This window comes from Photobacterium swingsii (genome assembly GCF_024346715.1).
GTDB classification, from domain to species: Bacteria; Pseudomonadota; Gammaproteobacteria; order Enterobacterales; family Vibrionaceae; genus Photobacterium; species Photobacterium swingsii.
Genome location: NZ_AP024852.1, coordinates 32,673 through 52,812, shown reverse-complemented (window position 1 = coordinate 52,812; position 20,140 = coordinate 32,673). Strand labels below are relative to the sequence as shown.

The following is a 20,140-nucleotide window of genomic DNA, read 5'->3' as shown; positions in this document are numbered from 1 at the left end:
GGGCCTTTTTTCTCTATTTAATCACGTAAAAACTAACATCCATTTCGGCATAAATTTTCACTTTCATAAACAACAGAACAAAAAAAACTCTATCCTTTCAGGGTATTAAAGTTATTAACAATACTCATTACAGTGGCTTTTTTCGAATAAAACTCTTGCTGGCTCACGAATTTCACTTTGAGATCTTGCTTCCAGTTTCATCCTTATTGTATATGCACGCGTTATATAAATAACAACAACAATAACTACAAGTTACATATCGTTTAACTATGCATTTAATAAGGATTAAACATGCAATTTAAATACTCTGCGTTAGCAGCGTCATTGGCGGCGGCACTGACTCTTTCTGGCTGTGGCGGCGGTGATAGCGACTCAGGATCTAACCCTGGTGGCAACACTGGTAAGCCACCGATCACAGGCCCTGTTGTTGGCGGTGTTGTCATTACAACGATTGATGGTTATTTGAAAAATGCACTTGTTTGTTCTGATAAAAATGCCAACGGTCGCTGTGATGCCGATGAAGTTATTACCGATATTAATAACAAGTTGATACTGACCAATGAAAAAGGTCAGCTTGATATTGAAGTTGAGAAAAGTGTCGAAGAAGCCATCAATAAAGCCCCAATCGTAGTTAAGGTACTAGAACCATTTAAAGACTACAGCGCTGACGGCTTTACCATTGAACCTGGTATTTACACGGTCGATATGGATCAGCCATATCAGGCCATGGGCAAAAACGTTGAATTTCGCGCCCCAGCAGGCAGCGCAATTGCGACACCTCTGACAGACTTGATTGTCGCTGAAATGGAAAGTGGCTCGGATCAAGCCACGGCGGAAGCAAGTGTGCAGGCAATGCTTAGCGACCTAAAAGGTGAAGATACTGACCTAGAGATCGACTTGTATGCTGACTACATCAACACCAAAGAAGATACAGGTGCATCTGACGCAGAGAAGCAACTAGCAACCAAACTGCACAAAACAGCTCAGATCCTGACAGAAACTCAGCATCAAGCCGATGACAGCATTGACCTTGATGAAGTAGCAGAACAAGTTGTTACTGAAGCGGTTACAGCGGTAAATGATGCGACGACAGACGAGCTGAACGACCCTGACTTCAAACCTGTCGTGCCTGTTGATAAAAATGAAAGCGGCGAAACCGTAGTTGAAAAACCAGTCGTAAACTATCAAGCAAGTGTTAATGAAGATATCTACAACAATCTAAACAATGAGTTGGATAGCCTCTACATCGAGGCAGGTAAAGATTTCGAATACACAACGACGGCATCAGCATCAGGTTTGTTTGTCGATAAAGATCAAGCAACATCACCAGATGTTAGCCTATCTCAAAAGAGTATCGATGAGTTAAAAGCAAAAGGTATCCATGCCGAGCTAAGCGCACCAAACAGTGTTATCCAAATCACCTCTTTGAATGGTGCACCAGCTGATACCTATTACCTAGAGCTTGAAGCTACGGATCTCGATAAAGACGATAACAAAGTCGGCACAGTGACGACCCTACTTAAGTTTGAAATTCACCCCTTCAATACTGTACCTGTTGTAAATGATAAGCGCCTAGCCGCACTGCAGAATGAATTCACTCAGCTTGCACTGCAAGAAGGTCAGGATGTTGGCCATGTTGTCTTAGATATCAGCGAGATCTTCACCGATGAAGATGGCGATACACTTACCTATGCCTTTAGCGATAACGTGACAGGGCTGAAATATGACGTTCAGTACCCAGACGTCACCATTACTGGCACACCGCTGGTTTCAGGTGATTTTGATATCACCATAAGTGCAACAGATGATGATAAAAATCAGGCTAAAGCAACAATTAAGCTGTCAATTGCCGAGAAACCTGTAACCAACAATCCTCTCAGCGAGATCATTGTCGAGAAAAACCTATACCGCTTTAATGCTGAATGGGTTCAACAAGCAGGCAACGCAAACACGGCTAAACCCGATTGCTGGGCTATCCGTTTAACCTCTGATAACAAAGTATCATTAGCTGAAGCAGTGAATGGTCAATGCCCTGCAGAAGATAGCTTCCAAAACAACCAAGGTACTTGGACGCTCGATGGTGAGAACATTGTTCTGGCTTTAGAAGGTGACAGCCCTGTTACCCTTAGCCTAAATAAAGATGTGTCTACCGATGTTGAGATGCCTCGTGTACACCTCTCTACGACATCACCAAAAGCAACCATCGCCAAAACAGCAACAGGGACAACTCTAGCAAGTACTACTCAAAATGAACCTGTAACCTTCTACATTGGCAAACCAAGTGCTGACGCTTACTGGCAACAACCAAAGGCAGAAGTCATGGTTAATGGCGTATTAACCACTGCAGATGCAGCCAGCAAGGTAACGGGAATTAATCATGAAAATGACAAACTCGATGCTGATCTATTCATCAAAACCAGCTGTGAAAGCCTAGGCTTCGAGCGAGATAATTCGGAAGATCCTTACGGTAACCCTAGCTACCGATTTGGCTCGAGCATGGCGTACCAATTCCATTTATTGAGCGGCAAGTTCACCGATGGCATGTTTAGCCTAACCAGCCAAACTCAAGGTAGCGTTGCTTTCAGTGCTGATAAAGGTGCAGCTTGTGGAATTGATTTTGATTACTCAGGCGTAGCTGACTTCACTCCTGGCGAACCAGTCGTTGTTCTGGCTGATCCAACAGGTAACACAGTGAGCGAAGAATTTATTCTCAATACCTTTGTTGACCGTAACTACTCGATTGAACCGCAATACTCGATACTCACTCACGAAGCTGCCGTGTACGCGATTGAAATAAATAAAAATAGCGGTTCTTTTATTAAGATCTACCACGATGGTAATCAGATTAAAGAACTAGAATCAACATACGAACCGCTTACTGGTAACTGGAGTAACGCCTCAGAAAGCAAAGCAGTATTTACCGCTTACACCATCAATGGTAACCAATTACTGCAAGTAGCTTCAGAGTTCGATGGTGAAAAAGAGTCTTACACCCTTTGGCGTGATTCCGCGAATGAAGTGAAAAGTGCCGATGCTGGTGTCGATGTAATTGATGAACCAAATAGTATCTTTGTTTCACCAACATTCGCGACGGAAGGCGAAGCAAAAGCTGCCGTTCAAGAAGCATTTTCTGGTGAAGTCAACTTCACGAATACAAATTGGACTGAGTTCAATAGTGAAGATGTTAAAACGGCAACTGTCACCTATAACGTGAATAACGTTATCTATGACTCAGTAGAAGGTCTAGAGACCTTTAAGTGGTCTCAAATACCCAACGATCTGCCATGCCTAGTCGAAGGTGATCATACTTGTACTATCGCTGAGCTAAATAGCGAATATAAGTTCTGCGATACTGATATGCCTACGGACTGGAACAACTGTCCAATTGATGAGCCACTGTATAACGTTCAATGGCGCTATTCAAAAGACGATGAGATTCTTCACCGGGAGAAAACGCCTGTAAATGGTGGCTCAACCGACTATAGCTACATGGTACAAAACAAATAATGCCTAATTAGGCTAAAACAACAAAGGCGACCGCATGGTCGCCTTTTTTCTATCTCAGCAACAATGAGTTACATATTCCACAGTACTTGCAGGCCAGTGCTAAAGCTCACAGTTGTTGCCTCTGGCAAGGTGGCCATCTGCTTACTGCCGTTATCATCATAGCGCCAGAAGTGTGGACCTTCTTCAAAGCGCTTCTCATAGCCCGCCATCACAAACCAACCTAGGTGTAGACCTTTCATCAAGCGGTAGCTAATGCCACCATCAATCGAAGTACGGAAACCAAAGTCATTAAAAGTCATACCATCAATCGCAGTATTGGTCGTTTGGCTCCACATAGGTACACCAGCCACTACACGGAAATAAGAGTGCCATGGGCTATCCGCATGCAACGAACCACTATCGTAAGCAACACCCGCATCTAAAAAGATATCGGTAGAACTTTCTTCCCACGTACCATAGTAAATGCTGTTCTCACTCTGATTCTGATAGCGTTTATAGGTTTGGTAGGTCATCGATGGACCAGCCACGACACGCCACTGCGGAGTGACTTTATAGTGGATAAGTACATTGGTAGAAGCTTTGATATATTCAAACTTATTACGCTGATAAATCCCTTGGCTATTTGACCACTCTTCATCAACACTACCCGGCGAAAATGTTGCCAAGGCATCGATTGAGAAATCAAACATATCGTTGACGCGCGTTAAACTCCCTGTATTGATCACAGGGCTGAGAGCAGTTGCATCTGACTGGAAGGTTTCACCTTGATCACTAAATTTTTCTTGGTAAGTGACCGATTCCAAACCAAGAGTGAAGTACGAATACCCCTCCTTAGGTTTTGCTGCTGTTACGGGTTCAACAGCCCACGCGGCTGTCGTTGAAAGACACAAAACTGCTGCTAATGACTTTTTCACTGTGTTTTCTCGGTTATCACCATACAAGGAGCTACGCACACAAGTGCAATCCTTTATGGATTATTGTTATTAAAATCAAAACCCAGCATTATAATTAACAAGCAATTGATAAGCAGCATAATTAACTGATAACAAAGAAAAAAAGGTGACCATTTTGGCCACCTTTTTTATACATTGAGAACTGAGACTCACACCTAGCCGCCACAGCTAAGCTTAGAACCTCGATATCTAGCCTTTATAAATCTTCGGATTGAACACATCACGTAACCAGTCACCCAGCAGATTAATTACCAGTACCAAAGTAACCAGCACTAAACCAGGGAAGGCGGTGATCCACCAAGAACCCGAGAAGATATAGTTAAACCCGATGCTGATCAGTGAACCAAGCGATGGCTGATCAACCGGTAGGCCAAGCCCCAGGAACGACAGCGCCGCTTCCGACATAATGGCATTAGCCACCTGTACCGTTGATATCACTAAGATCGGTGACAAACAGTTCGGTAGAATATGACGGAACATAATGCGTGGTGAACGGAAACCCATTACGCGCGCCGCTTCGACGTATTCTTTCTTCTTCTCTGCCAATACCGAGGCTCGCACGGTTCGCGCATACTGCGGCCATTCAGCAATACCGATAATCACCACCAGCATCACCACCGCATATTGGCTAAACAGTTCAGAGCCTAATACGGTTCGGAAAATCGCAGAGACAATGATCGCAACCATCATGGTCGAGAACGACAATTGGACATCGGCAAAGCGCATCAAGAAGCTATCAATACGGCCACCAAAGTAACCCGCACTCAAACCAATCGTCACCCCAAGAATTAGCTGCAAACCGACCGCAAGCAAGCCAATGGTCAGTGATAAACGCGAACCATAAAGAATCGTCGAGAAAATATCACGGCCCTGATCATCCGTTCCCAACAGGAAGCGGCTATCACCGTCTTCCATCCACGATGGCGGCAATTCGGAGTCCATGATATCGATAGTCGAGAGATCATAAGGGTCAGTTGGTGAAATCCACGGAGCCAGAATGGCAGCACTCGCGAAGGTTAAAAATAATGCAAAGCTAAACATCGCGACTTTGTCTTTTAAGAAGTAGTACACGATATCGGAATTTTTAAATCGCTCCCAACGGCTAGGAGCGGCAACAGCTGTCGTATTCATGATTTACTCTCCCTTACCTGTCAGGTTCACAGTTGGATTCACCAAGCCATATAGCAGATCGACTATGGTATTGGTAACCACAAAAATCAGGCCCACAAAGATGACATAGGCAGTGATCAATGGGGTATCAACACGGTTAATCGCATCAAGGAAAAGTAGCCCTGTCCCCGGCCACTGGAACACGGTTTCTGTCAAAATGGTATACGCAACCATGGTACCAATTTGCACCCCACCGACAGTTAATACTGGCAGCATGGTATTTTTTAAGGCGTGCTGGTAATAGATTTTATTACTTGATAGCCCTTTGGCTTTGGCAAATTTAATGTATTCAGAGCTCAATGCTTCCAACATTTCAGAACGCACTAATCGAATGAAAAGCGGTAACATGATCGAGGCAAGTGCTACACACGGCAAGACTAAGTGCTTGAGACCATCGAGAGTGAAATAGCCAGACTCCCAACCTAATAAGTTATAGGTTTCGCCTCGTCCGTAGGAGGGGAGCCAACCTAACTCTATCGAGAACACATACATCAGCATGATAGCGGTAAGGAAAACGGGAATAGAGATACCGACGCTACTAAGTGCCATAACGGTTTTAGTAAATACACTATTGGGATGAATCGCGGAATACACCCCGAGCGGTATCGACACCACGATAATGATCATGGCAGCACCAAACACCAGCTCTAACGTTGCGACCAGCTTATCGAGGATCACCTCAGCTGCTGGCCGTTTAAAAAAGTATGACGTACCTAAATCGCCTTGGACGGCATTCGCCAAAAATCGGCTGTATTTAGTTACAAATGGGTCGTTAAGACCTAGATCGTCGCGTAATTGTTGACGTTCAGCTTCTGATACAGACTGCCCCACCAGCTCGCGCAATGGGTCGCCAAGGTTATCCTGAATGGCAAATGCCACCAGACTGATCACAAACATCACTATCAGTGCCTGAAACAGGCGCTTGACCAGAAACGTAAACATTCCCTGCCCCTTCTCTCATCCTTGAAAAAGTGCCGAAGCAAGTAGCTCCGGCACTGGTACTACACTTTGTTACTTATGTCTTAAAGACACGTGCTAAGGCATTATTTTTCATCAACCACTAGGTCACCGAAGTAAGGGAAGTTCATGGCATTCACGATCGGTTTGATGTGAACGTTAGCACTTGCGCCCCATGCTAGGTTTTGCCAGTGCAATGGCACGAACGCAGCATCTTCATACAAGGTCGCTTCTACTTTTTGCAGAATCGCATCACGTTTCGCTGGATCCGTTTCAACGTTTGATTCATTCACCAACTTATCAACTTCTGCATTTGAATAGTGGCCACAGTTGTACTGCCCTTTACCTGTTTTCTCATCACGCGTCATGGTGAGGAATTCAGAGAAGTTCGCTGAATCTTCAGTATCTGAGTGCCAGCCGATCATCATCATGTCTGCTGCACACACATCAAATTCCGGCCAGTATTGTGCTTTTGGCAGGGTTTTTAGATCTACCTTGATACCAATCTTCGATAGCATTGCCGCAGCAGCTTGTGCCACCTTGGCATCGTTCACATAACGGTTGTTCGGTGCCATCATGGTTAGCTTAAAGCCTTTTTCATAACCTGCTTCTTTCATCAGCGCTTTAGCTTTTTTCAGATCGTAGCGAGGTACAAGATCAGCGTCATAGCCTGAGTAGCCTGATGGCCCTTGTTGACCTGCCGCTGTCGCGAAGCCTTTCATAATTTTCTTCACGATGCCTTCATTATTGATTGCATGCACAATAGCTTGGCGCACACGTACATCTTTTAGAGCTTCGTTACTGTTTTGGTTCATTTGGAACGTGATGATACGAGTACCCGGTAGCGTCACCAGATCGATACCTTTAGCATTTTTTACACGTTGGTGATCGTTCGGTGCAACAGGGGCAATCATGTCTACACCGCCAGACAGTAGCGCTGCCACACGGGTCGCATCTTCTTTAATTGGCACCAAGGTGAGCTTATCAACGTTACCTTTTGATTCGGTATCCCAGTAGCCATCAAAGCGTTCGAAGTCCACTTTCACGCCTTGCTCACGTGCTGTAACGATAAAAGGCCCCGTGCCAGAAACATGTGTCGAGGCAAACGAGTTACCGTGCTTCACTAGCTCAGCTTTATCTTTACCGTCTTCGGTTTTACCCGAATAGAACTTGCTGTCCATTGGGAAAATGTAGGTCGCGGTTTGTAGTACTAGCGGGTAAGAGCCTTTCGAGATCAACTCAACCGTATAGTCGTCCACTTTTTTCAATTCAGTGTATGGTTCGAAAATCGCTTTAAAATCTGGTGAGTCTTTCAAACGGTTGAATGTCCATACCACGTCATCCGCCGTTAGCGTATTACCTGAATGGAACTTCACCCCTTTACGCAGGGTGAAACGGAACGTGTTGTCATCAACACGTTCCCAACTTTCAGCCAAACGCGGCTCAAAATCGAAATCTTGGGTATAACGAACCAGAGGATCAAACACCATGTGGGACAATTGCAGCGTACCACCGGAAAGCTGCTCATGCGGATCAAGCGACACAGGATCGGCGTCATAAGCGACTTTGATATCAGCTGCTGCTGCACTAAAACTTAGGCCTGCGGCCATTAAAGCGACTGCCAGCTTGCTCTTAATGGTTTTCATTGCATACTCCTTTATGCAGGGAGCGCACTCCCTTCTACTGTTGTGTTTGCTTGTTGTTATTACTGTTACAGCACTTCTTTTTTGCAACCCTCGCAGCCAAGCAGCGCTCATTATTATGCGAGTTTCAGCCCTTCTTGGCTCATCCCTTTAAATTCAGGCATCAGCGAAATTAAGTGCTGACTGTATTCGTGCTGCGGGTTAGTAAACAGCTGCTCGGTCGGCGAGACTTCCAACAGGGTGCCTTTTTGCATCACCCCAATGCGATCACACATCTGACGAATCACAGGCAAATCATGGCTGATAAACAGCATGGTAAGGTTGAGTTCGTCTTGCAGATCTTTAAGTAGGTTAAGAATCTGTGCTTGCACTGACACATCTAAGGCAGAAGTGGGCTCATCACAAATCAATAAACGCGGACGGGTTGCTAACGCACGAGCAATCGAAATACGCTGACGCTGGCCACCTGAAAATTCATGCGGGTACTTCACGCTTGCTGCACGGCCAAGGCCGACATGATCCAGCAAGTCATGGACGATTTGGCGGGTCTGCGCTTCGTTTTCCGTTAAGCGATGGAAACGAATAGGTTCTGCAATGATGTCGAAAATCTTCATCCGCGGGTTCATGGATGAATACGGGTTCTGGAATACCATCTGCATCTGGCGGCGCAGCGGGCGACGTTCTTTTTCACTCTTCAGGGCCGTTAGATCAATCCCTTCAAACACCACCTTACCTGAGTTTGGCGGGTAGAGACCGGCGATAACGCGAGCAATGGTCGATTTACCAGAGCCTGATTCGCCCACCAAACCAAAGGTTTCCCCTTCAGTGATCTCAAAGCTGACATTGTTGGAGGCTTGAACATACTCACGGCGGCTTTCAAAAAACGAATCTTTGGTCGTAAAACGCAGATTAACGTTTTCAACTTGCAGTAACGCGCCAGTGTAACTGCGCTGATCTTCACTTTGTCCTAGCCAGTGATTTTTGATATCCAATTGCGTCATTTCTTGCGCTTCTTCGATGTAATTCACCAGTGGGAAGCGATCTAGTTTGATATCTGAACGCGGTACCGCAGAAATCAAACTCTGCGTATAAGGGTGGTTAGGGCGACCAAGGACTTGCTCTGTCGTACCGATTTCAACCAAATCACCACGATACATTACCGCGACGCGATCCGTCACATTCGCAACGACACCCATATCGTGCGTTACCAACATACAACCGACGTTTTTCTTAATACATAAGTCACGGATCAGGGTAAGAATTTGATCTTGAATTGAAACATCCAATGCTGTGGTAGGTTCATCAGCAATGATTAAATCAGGCTCACCCGACAAAGCGATCGCGATAACGACACGCTGACGCATGCCGCCTGAAAACTGGTGCGGATATTGTTTAATACGCAATTCTGGCTCAGGGATGCCCACTTGTTCCATCAAATTAATGGCACGCGTGTAAGCCTCTTGTGCACTAACATCTAAATTCGTCAGAATTGTTTCGGTAAGCTGCTGCTCAACGGTGAACAGAGGGTTAAGCGATGTCATCGGGTCTTGGAAAATAAATCCAATTTTCGAGCCTCGGACTTTTCGCATGGCTTCTGTGCTCAGCCCCGAGATTTGCTCCCCATCAAGAAAGACATCACCACTGGCAATTTGCCCTGGCGGGCTTAGCAAATCAATCACAGCATTCCCTACTGTAGATTTACCTGCACCTGACTCACCCACCACGCCCACAATTTCACCGCGGTCTATCGAAAATGACAGTGATTTTACTGCCGCGTGTATACCGTGACGAGATGGATATTCGATACGGAGATTTTTTACTTCTAATAACGCCATTACCAGACCTCAACTGCTCGGCAGCTTTCTGCCCTGTCTGAAAAACTGAATCCATTCATTTTCAGTACAAATGGCTGGACATTTGTACGCCCATCAATCTGTCAAAGATTTCACAGAAAATCAACAAAACAAGCTAAAAAACTGATCGATAGTCATAATATCGAATAAAAAATCACACCAACAAGAAAAGCAAGGACAGTGAAACATACTTACCCCCCTAACTAAGCGCCTTCAAATAAGCATTTAACAGTAGATATCACTCATAAAGGCATTTATCCCCATCAGACAAGCATGCATAAAACCCCATTTACACCAAAGATAAAATTAACAAACCCACAACAAGCCATCGTTTATCAATAATCTGGTATATTCATTTACTTCAAAGTAAGTAACCCCGATCAACATCTAGACTTATGGCTTTGCGCTAGTGAAATTCACTTACCATTTTTGTGGCTTTTCACGCCGGAGTTTAAAGAGACTAAAAACACAGACCTTCAATAAAGAAGAGTTAAAAGAGAGAAAAATAAGAAAACAAAGCAAGAGCTGAAGTGATAGAAAGTCGATTTTGAGTATCAGGTTTCACCTGCTTGGGTTTATTACAATTCCCCCCCCAGCTCGACTAACAACTTTTTATTCAGCACATACGAAAAAAGCCTCGGCTTTCGACAAGACTTTCAAATGATGCCGGTGAAGAGCTGAGTTTGAACATCAGAGAACCCCCGACCCATGCTTTGGCTATTACACATAGATCAGTAACCCAATTTCTTTCGCACATACGAAAAAAGCCTCGTCTTTCGACGAGGCTTTCAAATGATGCCGGTGAAGAGCTGAGTTTGAACATCAGGGAACCCCCGACCCATGCTTTAGCTATTACACATAGATCAGTAACCCAATTTTCTTTCGCACATACGAAAAAAGCCTCGTCTTTCGACGAGGCTTTCAAATGATGCCGGTGAAGAGCTGAGTTTGAACATCAGAGAACCCCCGACCCATGCTTTAGCTATTACACATAGATCAGTAACCCAATTTTCTTTCGCACATACGAAAAAAGCCTCGTCTTTCGACGAGGCTTTTAAATGGTGGTCGGTGAAGAGGGATTCGAACCCCCGACCCTCTGGTCCCAAACCAGATGCGCTACCAAGCTGCGCTATTCACCGAACAAGTTTTAGGCTCTTACAGTGCCAAGGGAATGTAAACATTACCTGAATATGGGGTGGCTAACGAGGCTTGAACTCGCGACAACCGGAATCACAATCCGGGACTCTACCAACTGAGCTATAGCCACCATTGTAAGTGGTCGGTGAAGAGGGATTCGAACCCCCGACCCTCTGGTCCCAAACCAGATGCGCTACCAAGCTGCGCTATTCACCGACGAAATCTGTTTTAAGTCTTAAAGACTGTGAACACTGATGATAACATCAATCTTCTAAAATATGGGGTGGCTAACGAGGCTTGAACTCGCGACAACCGGAATCACAATCCGGGACTCTACCAACTGAGCTATAGCCACCAATGTTTGTTACTGTGTATCTTTGCCAAATTTTAACCGGATGGTGCGCCCGAAAGGATTCGAACCTTCGACCTTTGGCTCCGGAGGCCAACGCTCTATCCAGCTGAGCTACGGGCGCCTTGCCCTATCGGCGGAGTCGAATATTACGGATATGGCCCCTCCCCGTCTAGTCTTTTTTTTAATTTTTTTTTCGTTTGCTCTAAATATAGCCAAAGCGGGGTTGATTCGTATCATACAAACGCAGCTTGCTAGTTTCACACAACAAATTTAGGGGATATAATCACTTTGATGTTACATTTTAAACATTCTGTACATAATCATTGCCTTGTCTCAACAGTACGATTATAAAAATTTACGACAAGACGGCTGTGACAATCACAAATAAACTGGAAGTGTAAGGTGAGCTCAATGGAATTATCTCTACGACAACTATTGGTTGCAGCAGTTGCTGCACTTAGCGTTGCCGGTTCAGCGATGGCTGCTGACATGTCGGACGAGGCTATCGCAGAACGCATCAAACCCGTTGGGTCTGTATATTTAGAAGGCGATGCCCCCGTGGTCGCTGCCGCTACTGGCCCTCGTGATGGCAATACTGTCTACGGCACTTTCTGTATTGCCTGCCATGGTACAGGCGTAATGAGCGCACCTAAGCTGGGTGATGCAGGTGACTGGAGCCCTCGACTTGCGAAAGGTATGGATGTATTAACCGATCACGCCGTGAATGGCTTTAATGCGATGCCAGCAAAAGGCTCGTGTATGGATTGTAGCGATGAGGAAATCGTAGCAGCAATCAATCATATGATTGAAGGGCTATAGCAGACTTACCCACCCGCAATAAGCACCACAACGAAAACAAAAAAGGGTTGATACCGTGTATCAACCCTTTTCTTTGCAACTTGCACAAGCTGCTTACTACTTTTTAAACATGGCACGAATATTCGCAATATGGGCTTGGCCTTTTTGCATACGTTCCTGCTGTGTGACTGGCGGCTTATCACTTTCCCACTGCAAGTCATCTTGTGGTAGCTCATATAAGAAACGGCTTGGCTCGGGCTTAATCAGCTCACCATACTGACGACGCTCTTTGCACAAGGTAAACGTTAGCTCTTTCTGCGCTCGTGTGATGCCAACATAGGCTAAGCGGCGCTCTTCTTCGACATTGTCTTCATCCACACTGGTTTGGTGTGGCAAGATACCTTCTTCCGCTCCCACAAGGTACACATACGGAAACTCCAAACCTTTTGAGGCATGCAGCGTCATTAACTGAACCTGATCAGCCTCATCATCGTCTTCGCCACGCTCCATCATGTCACGCAGGGTTAAGCGTTGTACCACTTCTTTCAGAGTTTTCACTTCTTGGTCGTAGTTATCACCTTCTAGGTCAGCGGTGATCCAGCTGTACAGATCAGAGACGTTCTTCATACGCATCTCTGCGGCTTTCGGGCTTGGTGAAGTTTCGTATAACCAGTCTTCATAGTGAATATCACGCACTAACTGGCGCACTGCCGCCACGGTATCACCCCGCTCAGCGTTATCAGCTAACTCCACCACCCAACGTGTAAAACGCTGCAGAGACTCTAAGCCACGGCCCGTAAGATGTTGTTCTAAACCCATTTCAAAACTAGCCGCAAACAAACTTTTTCCACGCATATTGGCGTAGGTTCCCAGCTTTTCTAGTGTTACAGGGCCAATTTCACGACGTGGTGTATTCACCACTCGCAAGAAAGCATTGTCATCATCTTGATTAGTCAGCAGGCGTAAATATGCCATGATGTCTTTGATTTCTGCCCGTGAGAAGAAAGATGTACCGCCAGAAATCTTGTATGGAATTCGGTTTTGCATCAGGGCTTTTTCAAACAAGCGTGACTGATGGTTACCACGATACAAAATCGAATAATCTTTATATTGGGTGTTATTCAAGAAGCGATGGGCAATTAACTCACCTACAACTTTCTCCGCTTCATGTTCTTCATTTTTCGCCGTGATCACTTTCAATAGTTCACCATCAGGGATCTCAGAAAACAGAGCTTTCTCAAAGATATGAGGGTTATTGGCAATCAATATATTCGCGGTCCGCAAAATACGGCTGGTCGAGCGGTAGTTTTGCTCTAGCTTAATCACGCGCAGACTTGGGAAATCTTTATTAAGCAGTACCAAGTTTTCAGGCTGCGCACCACGCCATGAGTAGATCGACTGATCGTCATCACCTACCACGGTAAAACGCGAACGCTCACCTACCAGCAGCTTGACGAAAATATACTGACTGGTGTTGGTATCTTGATATTCATCCACCAGCAAGTAGCGGATCTTATTCTGCCAGCGCTCACGCACTTCTTTATTATCTCGCAGCAGTAACACTGGCATTAGAATTAAGTCATCAAAATCGAGTGCGTTGTACGCCTTCATCTGGCGCTGGTACATGTCATAGCAATGTGCGAACAGCTGATCACGTTCAGATTGTGCGTGTGCTTGTGCCTCTGCAGGCGACAGCATGTCGTTTTTCCAATTAGAAATAGTCGACTGCAGTTGCTTAAGCAGATCTTTATCACCGTCGAGCTCTTCGTCGGTCAGCTCTTTCAATAACGCCATCTGATCTTGGTCATCGAATAAAGAGAAGCTGGCTTTGATCCCCAACGCTTTATGCTCACGGCGCACAATGTCTAACCCTAACCGGTGAAAGGTCGAGACCATCAGCCCTTTGGCCTCTTTCTTACCTAAGGTTTGGCCAACACGCTCTTTCATTTCACGCGCGGCTTTGTTGGTAAATGTCAGCGCCGCAATATTGCGAGCCTTATAATCACAGTGTTGGACCAAGTAGGCGATCTTATTGGTAATTACTCGAGTTTTACCTGAGCCTGCGCCAGCAAGAACCAAACATGGCCCTGCGATGTACTTAACTGCTTCTGTTTGCCGTGGGTTCAGTTTCATGAGCCTATCCTAAATGGTCCTAGCGTGATCAAGTTCGCACCTGTTGCTGCATTTTAACGGTTGTGGTTTGACTCGCAAGTCAGCAATGCAATATACAAACTCGCTATGATTGACGAATTAAAATGCTTGCACTCAATCATTCATAATCTACAATATCGGAATGAACATTCATTCATTACCTTTATTTACATTTTTTAAGAACCCAATTTGCCAATGAGTGATAAAAAAGAGCGCATTCTGCAAGCAACTGAAAAACTGCTCGCGCAATATGGTTTCCATGGCTTGTCGATGCAAATGGTTGCCAAAGAAGCAAAAGTTGCCGCTGGTACTATCTACCGCTACTTCGAAGACAAAGACGACTTATTATATCAATTACATGATCACATCTTAGGGTATGTTGCAAACAAGTTAACAGCCAACGTGTGTGATGATATGCCACTGAAACAACAGTTTCGCACTATGTGGCTAAATATTTGGGACATGGCTTGCCATAGCGATGCCCCTTTAATCAATCGTGGACAATTTGAAAATCTTCCTCGCCGGAATAGTCCTGAACAACGGCAATTAGAAAAAAGAATGTTCGCGAAAGTAGACACCATGTTTGACCAAGGAAAGGCCGACGGACAGTTTAAGGATTTAGATAATGAAATCTTAAGCGTTCTGGGGCTAGAACCGAGCGCCTGCCTAGCGCGTAAACATGTGAGAGGCGTTGTAACAGTCAGCGATGAGGCTTTAGAAGCCACTATCGATGCTTGTTGGGACGCAATAACCAAGCATAAATAAACGAAACTCCGGAGCACACCATAAAATGAAAAAATGGATAGTGATGCTATTAATTGCAGTACTGCTGTTCGGTACTGTGATTGGCTTCAATCTGTTTAAGCAACAGAAAATAGCAGAATACATGGCCAATATGCCTGAACCTGAATTTCCAGTGACAGTGGTAGATACCGCACCATCTAACTGGACACCAGCGATCGAAGCTATTGGTTTTATCGAGCCTAACCAAGGTGTGACTATTACATCGGAAGTATCAGGTGTGATTCAAAGCATCGACTTTGACTCGGGTGTGGCAGTGAAGAAAGGACAACAGCTAGTTGTGCTTGATTCCGACGTAGAAAAAGCCAACTTAAAGAGTAAAGAAGCGCGCCTACCAGCAGCAAAAGCTAAGTATGTTCGCTACCAAGGCCTATACAAAAAAGGCTCTATCTCTAAAGAAGCTTACGATGATGCTGAAGCGGCTTACTTCTCACTAGGTGCGGATATTGAAAGCCAAAAAGCCACCATCGACCGTCGCCACATCAAAGCTCCATTTGATGGTGTTGTTGGTCTACGTAACGTTTTCCTTGGTCAATACATTCAACCAAGCAACGACATTGTTCGCTTGGAAGATACAACGCTAATGAAGCTACGTTTTACTGTGCCACAAACAGACATTTCTGATATTCACCTTGGCCAGAAAATTGAAATCTTCGTTGATTCGTACCCTGAGACATCATTCGATGGACAAATCAGTGCAATCGAGCCTGCGGTTAACTACCAAAGTGGTTTAATCCAAGTTCAAGCTGACATCCCTAACAATGGTGGCCGTCTACGTAGCGGTATGTTTGCCCGTGCTCACATCATCCTGCCTACGCTTGAAAACCAAATGGTGCTACCTCAGACCGCTATCACATACACCCTATACGGTGACAATGTGTACTTGGTAAGCAAAGACGACAAAGGTGAACTTCGTGTTCGTCAATCTGTTGTTAAAGTGGGTGAACGTAAAGGCGATGTTGTACACATCTTGGATGGCGTAAAAGCCGGCGACCAAGTTGTAACATCTGGCCAAGTACGTCTGAGTAATGACGCAAAAGTACGCATCGTAGAAAGCGATGTACTCAAAGCGCCAGCTGAAACACCGATGCTGTAATCCGGAGGATTAATGCGTTTTACTGATGTTTTTATTAAACGTCCTGTTCTAGCGGTCTCAATCAGCTTTCTGATTGCCCTGCTCGGCCTGCAAGCTATCTTCAAAATGCAGGTCCGCGAATACCCGAACATGACCAATACTGTGGTAACGGTTTCAACCAGTTACTACGGTGCAAGTGCCGATCTGATCCAAGGTTTCATTACACAACCTCTGGAACAAGCAGTCGCCCAAGCCGATAATATCGACTTTATGACTTCATCGTCAGTACTGGGTAAATCAACCATTACTGTCACCATGAAGCTAAACACTGACCCGAATGCAGCCTTGGCAGATATTCTGGCAAAAACTAACTCGGTACGTTCTCAGTTACCGAAAGAGTCTGAGGATCCAACCGTTACCATGTCGACAGGCTCGACAACCGCGGTAATGTACATTGGTTTCACCAGTGACGAGTTAGTATCAAGCCAGATCACAGATTACCTTGAGCGTGTTATTAACCCGCAGCTATTCACGGTTAACGGTGTCTCTAAAGTTGATTTGTACGGTGGTATGAAATACGCACTACGCGTATGGCTAGATCCGGCAAAAATGGCAGCGTACAAGCTAACAGCGTCAGATGTTATGCAAGTACTAAATGCTAACAACTACCAATCAGCAACCGGTCAAGCGACAGGTGAGTTTGTTCTGTACAACGGTACAGCCGACACTCAAGTAAGCAACACTGATGAGCTAGAGAAACTGGTTGTATCCACCAAGAAAGGTCAAGTGATCCGCTTGGGTGATATTGCGAATGTTAGCCTAGAAAAGAGTCACGATGTTTACCGTGCTTCTGCGAATGGTGAGGAAGCCGTTGTTGCTGCGATTAACGCCGCACCAAGTGCTAACCCAATTAACATCGCTGCCGATGTACTTGATTTGTTGCCTCAGTTGGAGAAAAACCTACCAGCTAACATCAAGATGAACATCATGTATGACTCCACTATCGCGATTAACGAGTCAATCAACGAGGTTATTAAAACCATCGCTGAAGCCGCACTGATCGTATTGGTGGTTATTACCCTGTTCCTAGGTTCATTCCGTGCGGTAATCATTCCAATTGTTACTATCCCACTATCACTGATTGGTGTGGCAATGGTGATGCAAGCATTTGGCTTCTCTTGGAACCTGATGACGCTGCTGGCAATGGTATTGGCAATCGGCCTCGTGGTCGATGATGCGATCGTGGTACTAGAGAACGTTGACCGTCATATCAAGTTAGGTGAATCACCATTCCGTGCGGCCATTATTGGTACGCGTGAAATCGCGGTACCTGTTATCGCAATGACCCTAACACTGGGTGCGGTATACGCGCCAATCGCGATGATGGGTGGTATCACAGGTTCACTGTTTAAAGAGTTTGCACTCACGCTGGCAGGTGCTGTATTTGTATCTGGCGTGGTAGCACTAACGCTATCACCTATGATGTGTTCAAAAATGCTGAAGGCGAATGAAAAGCCAAGTAAATTTGAAACGACAGTGCACAACTTCCTTGATCGCATGACGGCACGTTACGAGAAAATGCTTGGCGGCATCATGAAAATGCGCCCAGTAGTACTTGTACTTGCTGCGATTGTTTTCACTGCGCTTCCTCTGCTATTCAAGTTTATTCCAAGCGAACTTGCCCCAGCAGAAGATAAAGGTGTATTGATGATGATGGGTACAGCGCCGTCAACGGCCAACCTTGATTACATCGAAAACACCATGCAAAAAGTCAACAACATGCTGACCGAGCAAGATGAAGTGGCGTTTGCCCAAGTTTTCTCTGGTGTCCCTAACTCAAACCAAGCATTTGGTATTGCGTCTATGGTGCCATGGAGTGAGCGTGAAGCAAGCCAAGCTGAAGTTGTTAAGCGTGTTACTGGCTTAGTGAAAGACATTCCAGAAATGGCTGTTACGGCATTCCAGATGCCTGAACTACCAGGTGCTGGCTCAGGTCTTCCGATTCAGTTCGTTATCACAACGCCAAATCACTTCGAGAGCTTATTCCAAGTTGCGACCGATATTCTTGGCGATGTAAAAGCGAACCCGATGTTCGTGTACTCAGATCTTGATTTGAACTACGACTCGGCAACGATGAAAATCAACATCGATAAAGACAAAGCAGGCGCTTACGGCGTGACCATGCAAGACATTGGTATCACACTAAGTACCATGATGGCTGATGGCTATGTTAACCGTATCGACTTGAATGGCCGCTCGTACGAAGTGATCCCACAAGTTGAGCGTCGTTACCGCCTTAACCCTGAAGCAATCAAAGGTTACTATGTGCGTGCTGCTGATGGTGAAGCAATTCCACTAGGAAGCCTAATCACGATTGATGTTGTGGCTGAGCCGCGTTCACTACCACACTTCAACCAGCTTAACTCTGCAACCATAGGTGCGGTTCCTGCGCCTGGTACTGCAATGGGTGATGCGATCAACTGGTTCCAAACAGAAGCTGTAGGTAGCCTACCTTCTGGCTACCAGTATGACTTTATGGGTGAAGCGCGTCAGTTCGTAACTGAAGGTAGTGCACTGTTCACCACTTTCTTACTGGCGTTGGCAATTATCTTCTTGGTATTGGCAATTCAGTTTGAATCAGTACGTGACCCACTGGTTATCATGGTTTCTGTACCATTGGCAATTTGTGGTGCCTTGATTGCGCTGGCATGGGGCGCAGCCTCAATGAACATCTACTCGCAAGTTGGTTTGATCACCCTTATTGGTCTGATCACCAAGCACGGTATCTTGATTTGTGAGGTAGCAAAAGAAGAACAGCTACATCATCAAAAAGACCGTATGGCAGCAGTAATGGAAGCGGCGAAAGTACGTCTGCGTCCAATCCTGATGACCACAGCAGCGATGATTGCAGGTTTGATCCCACTGCTTTACGCAACAGGTGCTGGTGCGGCTCAACGCTTCAGTATTGGTATTGTTATCGTATCTGGTCTTGCGATCGGTACTATCTTTACCCTGTTCGTACTACCGGTGATCTACACCTACCTAGCAAGTATCCATAAGCCGCTACCAATCTTTGTCGAGGATAAAGATCTGGAAAAGCTTAAACGAGCTGATGAAGCGCGTAATGCGCTGAAAGCTCGCGATTGCTAAATAACAATCCTGAAATTAAGAGGCCGCCCTGTGCGGCCTCTTTTATTTTCGCGATTCAACCACGACAATCACGTCGGCATTGCATAAAATGACCACAACAAAGATTAGTCGCCACGGAGCCCATGCTATGTTCGATCCAAAGAAATTAGAACAAGTCGCTAAACAGATTCATGAATCAATGCCACAACCTGTAAAAGAATTAGGTAACGACGTTGAACAGAAAGTTCGTCAGGTTATTCAAGCACAACTAGGCAAACTAGACGTTGTGAACCGCGAAGAATTTGACGTACAAACTCAAGTATTGCTACGCACCCGCCAAAAACTGGCAGAGATGGAGCAAAAGCTAGCAGATCTAGAAGCTAAGCTAACAGCAAAAGCAGAAGACAAAGACGCATAATTCTTGCTTTTTCTACCCCAAAAACACAAAAGGCTTGGTCTCAGACCAAGCCTTTTTTATTTATAGTCCCGTCCTGAACCTGAAAGCAGTTAATACGAAACCAATGATTGGAAAATGTAATTACGCCGGGATAACGCTTTAATTCAAGAAGAAGACGCGCAGTTTACGAACATAAATGAGCACCTTCGACGCAGAA

The 20,140-nt window shown here is 45.3% G+C and carries 12 protein-coding genes and 5 tRNA genes; 6 read left to right on the top strand and 11 right to left on the bottom strand.

The features are described 5' to 3' along the window. The first annotated feature begins 291 nt into the window (after nucleotides 1-291). Nucleotides 292-3,507 carry a hypothetical protein gene (locus OCU77_RS00230; RefSeq protein ID WP_048900503.1) on the top strand — a complete coding sequence of 1,072 codons (3,216 nt, stop codon included), beginning with the start codon at nucleotides 292-294 and terminating at the stop codon, nucleotides 3,505-3,507. A 68-nt stretch (nucleotides 3,508-3,575) separates the two neighbouring features. On the opposite strand, the gene OCU77_RS00225 is transcribed toward OCU77_RS00230, so the two are convergent. From OCU77_RS00225 to OCU77_RS00180, 10 genes are all read right to left on the bottom strand, one after another. Next, nucleotides 3,576-4,460, bottom strand: coding sequence for a hypothetical protein (locus OCU77_RS00225; protein WP_107302808.1), 885 nt, complete (start codon nucleotides 4,458-4,460; stop codon nucleotides 3,576-3,578). Nucleotides 4,461-4,649: 189 nt separating this feature from the next. Further along, complete coding sequence (locus OCU77_RS00220; protein ID WP_048900504.1) at nucleotides 4,650-5,591, bottom strand: ABC transporter permease; 942 nt, start codon at nucleotides 5,589-5,591, stop codon at nucleotides 4,650-4,652. Between the two features lie 3 nt (nucleotides 5,592-5,594). Further along, nucleotides 5,595-6,572: an ABC transporter permease gene (locus tag OCU77_RS00215; protein ID WP_048900505.1), complete on the bottom strand. Its 978-nt coding sequence runs from the start codon at nucleotides 6,570-6,572 to the stop codon at nucleotides 5,595-5,597. Between the two features lie 101 nt (nucleotides 6,573-6,673). Next, on the bottom strand, nucleotides 6,674-8,233 hold the full coding sequence (locus tag OCU77_RS00210; RefSeq protein WP_048900506.1) for an ABC transporter substrate-binding protein: 1,560 nt from the start codon (nucleotides 8,231-8,233) through the stop codon (nucleotides 6,674-6,676). A 113-nt stretch (nucleotides 8,234-8,346) separates the two neighbouring features. Further along, nucleotides 8,347-10,065, bottom strand: coding sequence for a dipeptide ABC transporter ATP-binding protein (locus tag OCU77_RS00205; protein ID WP_107302807.1), 1,719 nt, complete (start codon nucleotides 10,063-10,065; stop codon nucleotides 8,347-8,349). 1,080 nt (nucleotides 10,066-11,145) lie between these two features. Beyond that, nucleotides 11,146-11,222, bottom strand: a tRNA-Pro gene (locus OCU77_RS00200). A gap of 52 nt (nucleotides 11,223-11,274) precedes the next feature. After that, nucleotides 11,275-11,350, bottom strand: a tRNA-His gene (locus OCU77_RS00195). Nucleotides 11,351-11,359: 9 nt separating this feature from the next. Next, nucleotides 11,360-11,436: transfer RNA gene (locus OCU77_RS00190), tRNA-Pro, on the bottom strand. A gap of 63 nt (nucleotides 11,437-11,499) precedes the next feature. Continuing rightward, nucleotides 11,500-11,575: transfer RNA gene (locus OCU77_RS00185), tRNA-His, on the bottom strand. A 41-nt stretch (nucleotides 11,576-11,616) separates the two neighbouring features. Continuing rightward, a tRNA-Arg gene (locus tag OCU77_RS00180) sits at nucleotides 11,617-11,693 on the bottom strand. Nucleotides 11,694-11,983: 290 nt separating this feature from the next. Here OCU77_RS00180 and OCU77_RS00175 point away from each other — a divergent pair. Then, on the top strand, nucleotides 11,984-12,391 hold the full coding sequence (locus tag OCU77_RS00175) for a c-type cytochrome (protein WP_048901062.1): 408 nt from the start codon (nucleotides 11,984-11,986) through the stop codon (nucleotides 12,389-12,391). Between the two features lie 96 nt (nucleotides 12,392-12,487). Here the strand turns inward: OCU77_RS00175 and rep are convergent, their stop codons facing one another. Next, nucleotides 12,488-14,503: a DNA helicase Rep gene (gene rep, locus OCU77_RS00170; protein WP_107302806.1), complete on the bottom strand. Its 2,016-nt coding sequence runs from the start codon at nucleotides 14,501-14,503 to the stop codon at nucleotides 12,488-12,490. A 213-nt stretch (nucleotides 14,504-14,716) separates the two neighbouring features. On the opposite strand from rep, the gene OCU77_RS00165 reads away from it, so the two are divergent. From OCU77_RS00165 to ubiK, 4 genes are all read left to right on the top strand, one after another. Beyond that, a complete protein-coding gene (locus OCU77_RS00165; RefSeq protein ID WP_048901061.1) occupies nucleotides 14,717-15,286 on the top strand; it encodes a TetR/AcrR family transcriptional regulator in 570 nt (189 codons plus the stop codon). 25 nt (nucleotides 15,287-15,311) lie between these two features. Beyond that, complete coding sequence (locus OCU77_RS00160; RefSeq protein WP_048901060.1) at nucleotides 15,312-16,418, top strand: efflux RND transporter periplasmic adaptor subunit; 1,107 nt, start codon at nucleotides 15,312-15,314, stop codon at nucleotides 16,416-16,418. A 12-nt stretch (nucleotides 16,419-16,430) separates the two neighbouring features. Further along, nucleotides 16,431-19,547: a multidrug efflux RND transporter permease subunit gene (locus OCU77_RS00155; RefSeq protein ID WP_107302805.1), complete on the top strand. Its 3,117-nt coding sequence runs from the start codon at nucleotides 16,431-16,433 to the stop codon at nucleotides 19,545-19,547. Nucleotides 19,548-19,674: 127 nt separating this feature from the next. Then, nucleotides 19,675-19,944 carry a ubiquinone biosynthesis accessory factor UbiK gene (gene ubiK / locus OCU77_RS00150; RefSeq protein WP_048901059.1) on the top strand — a complete coding sequence of 90 codons (270 nt, stop codon included), beginning with the start codon at nucleotides 19,675-19,677 and terminating at the stop codon, nucleotides 19,942-19,944. The last annotated feature ends 196 nt before the right edge of the window (nucleotides 19,945-20,140 follow it).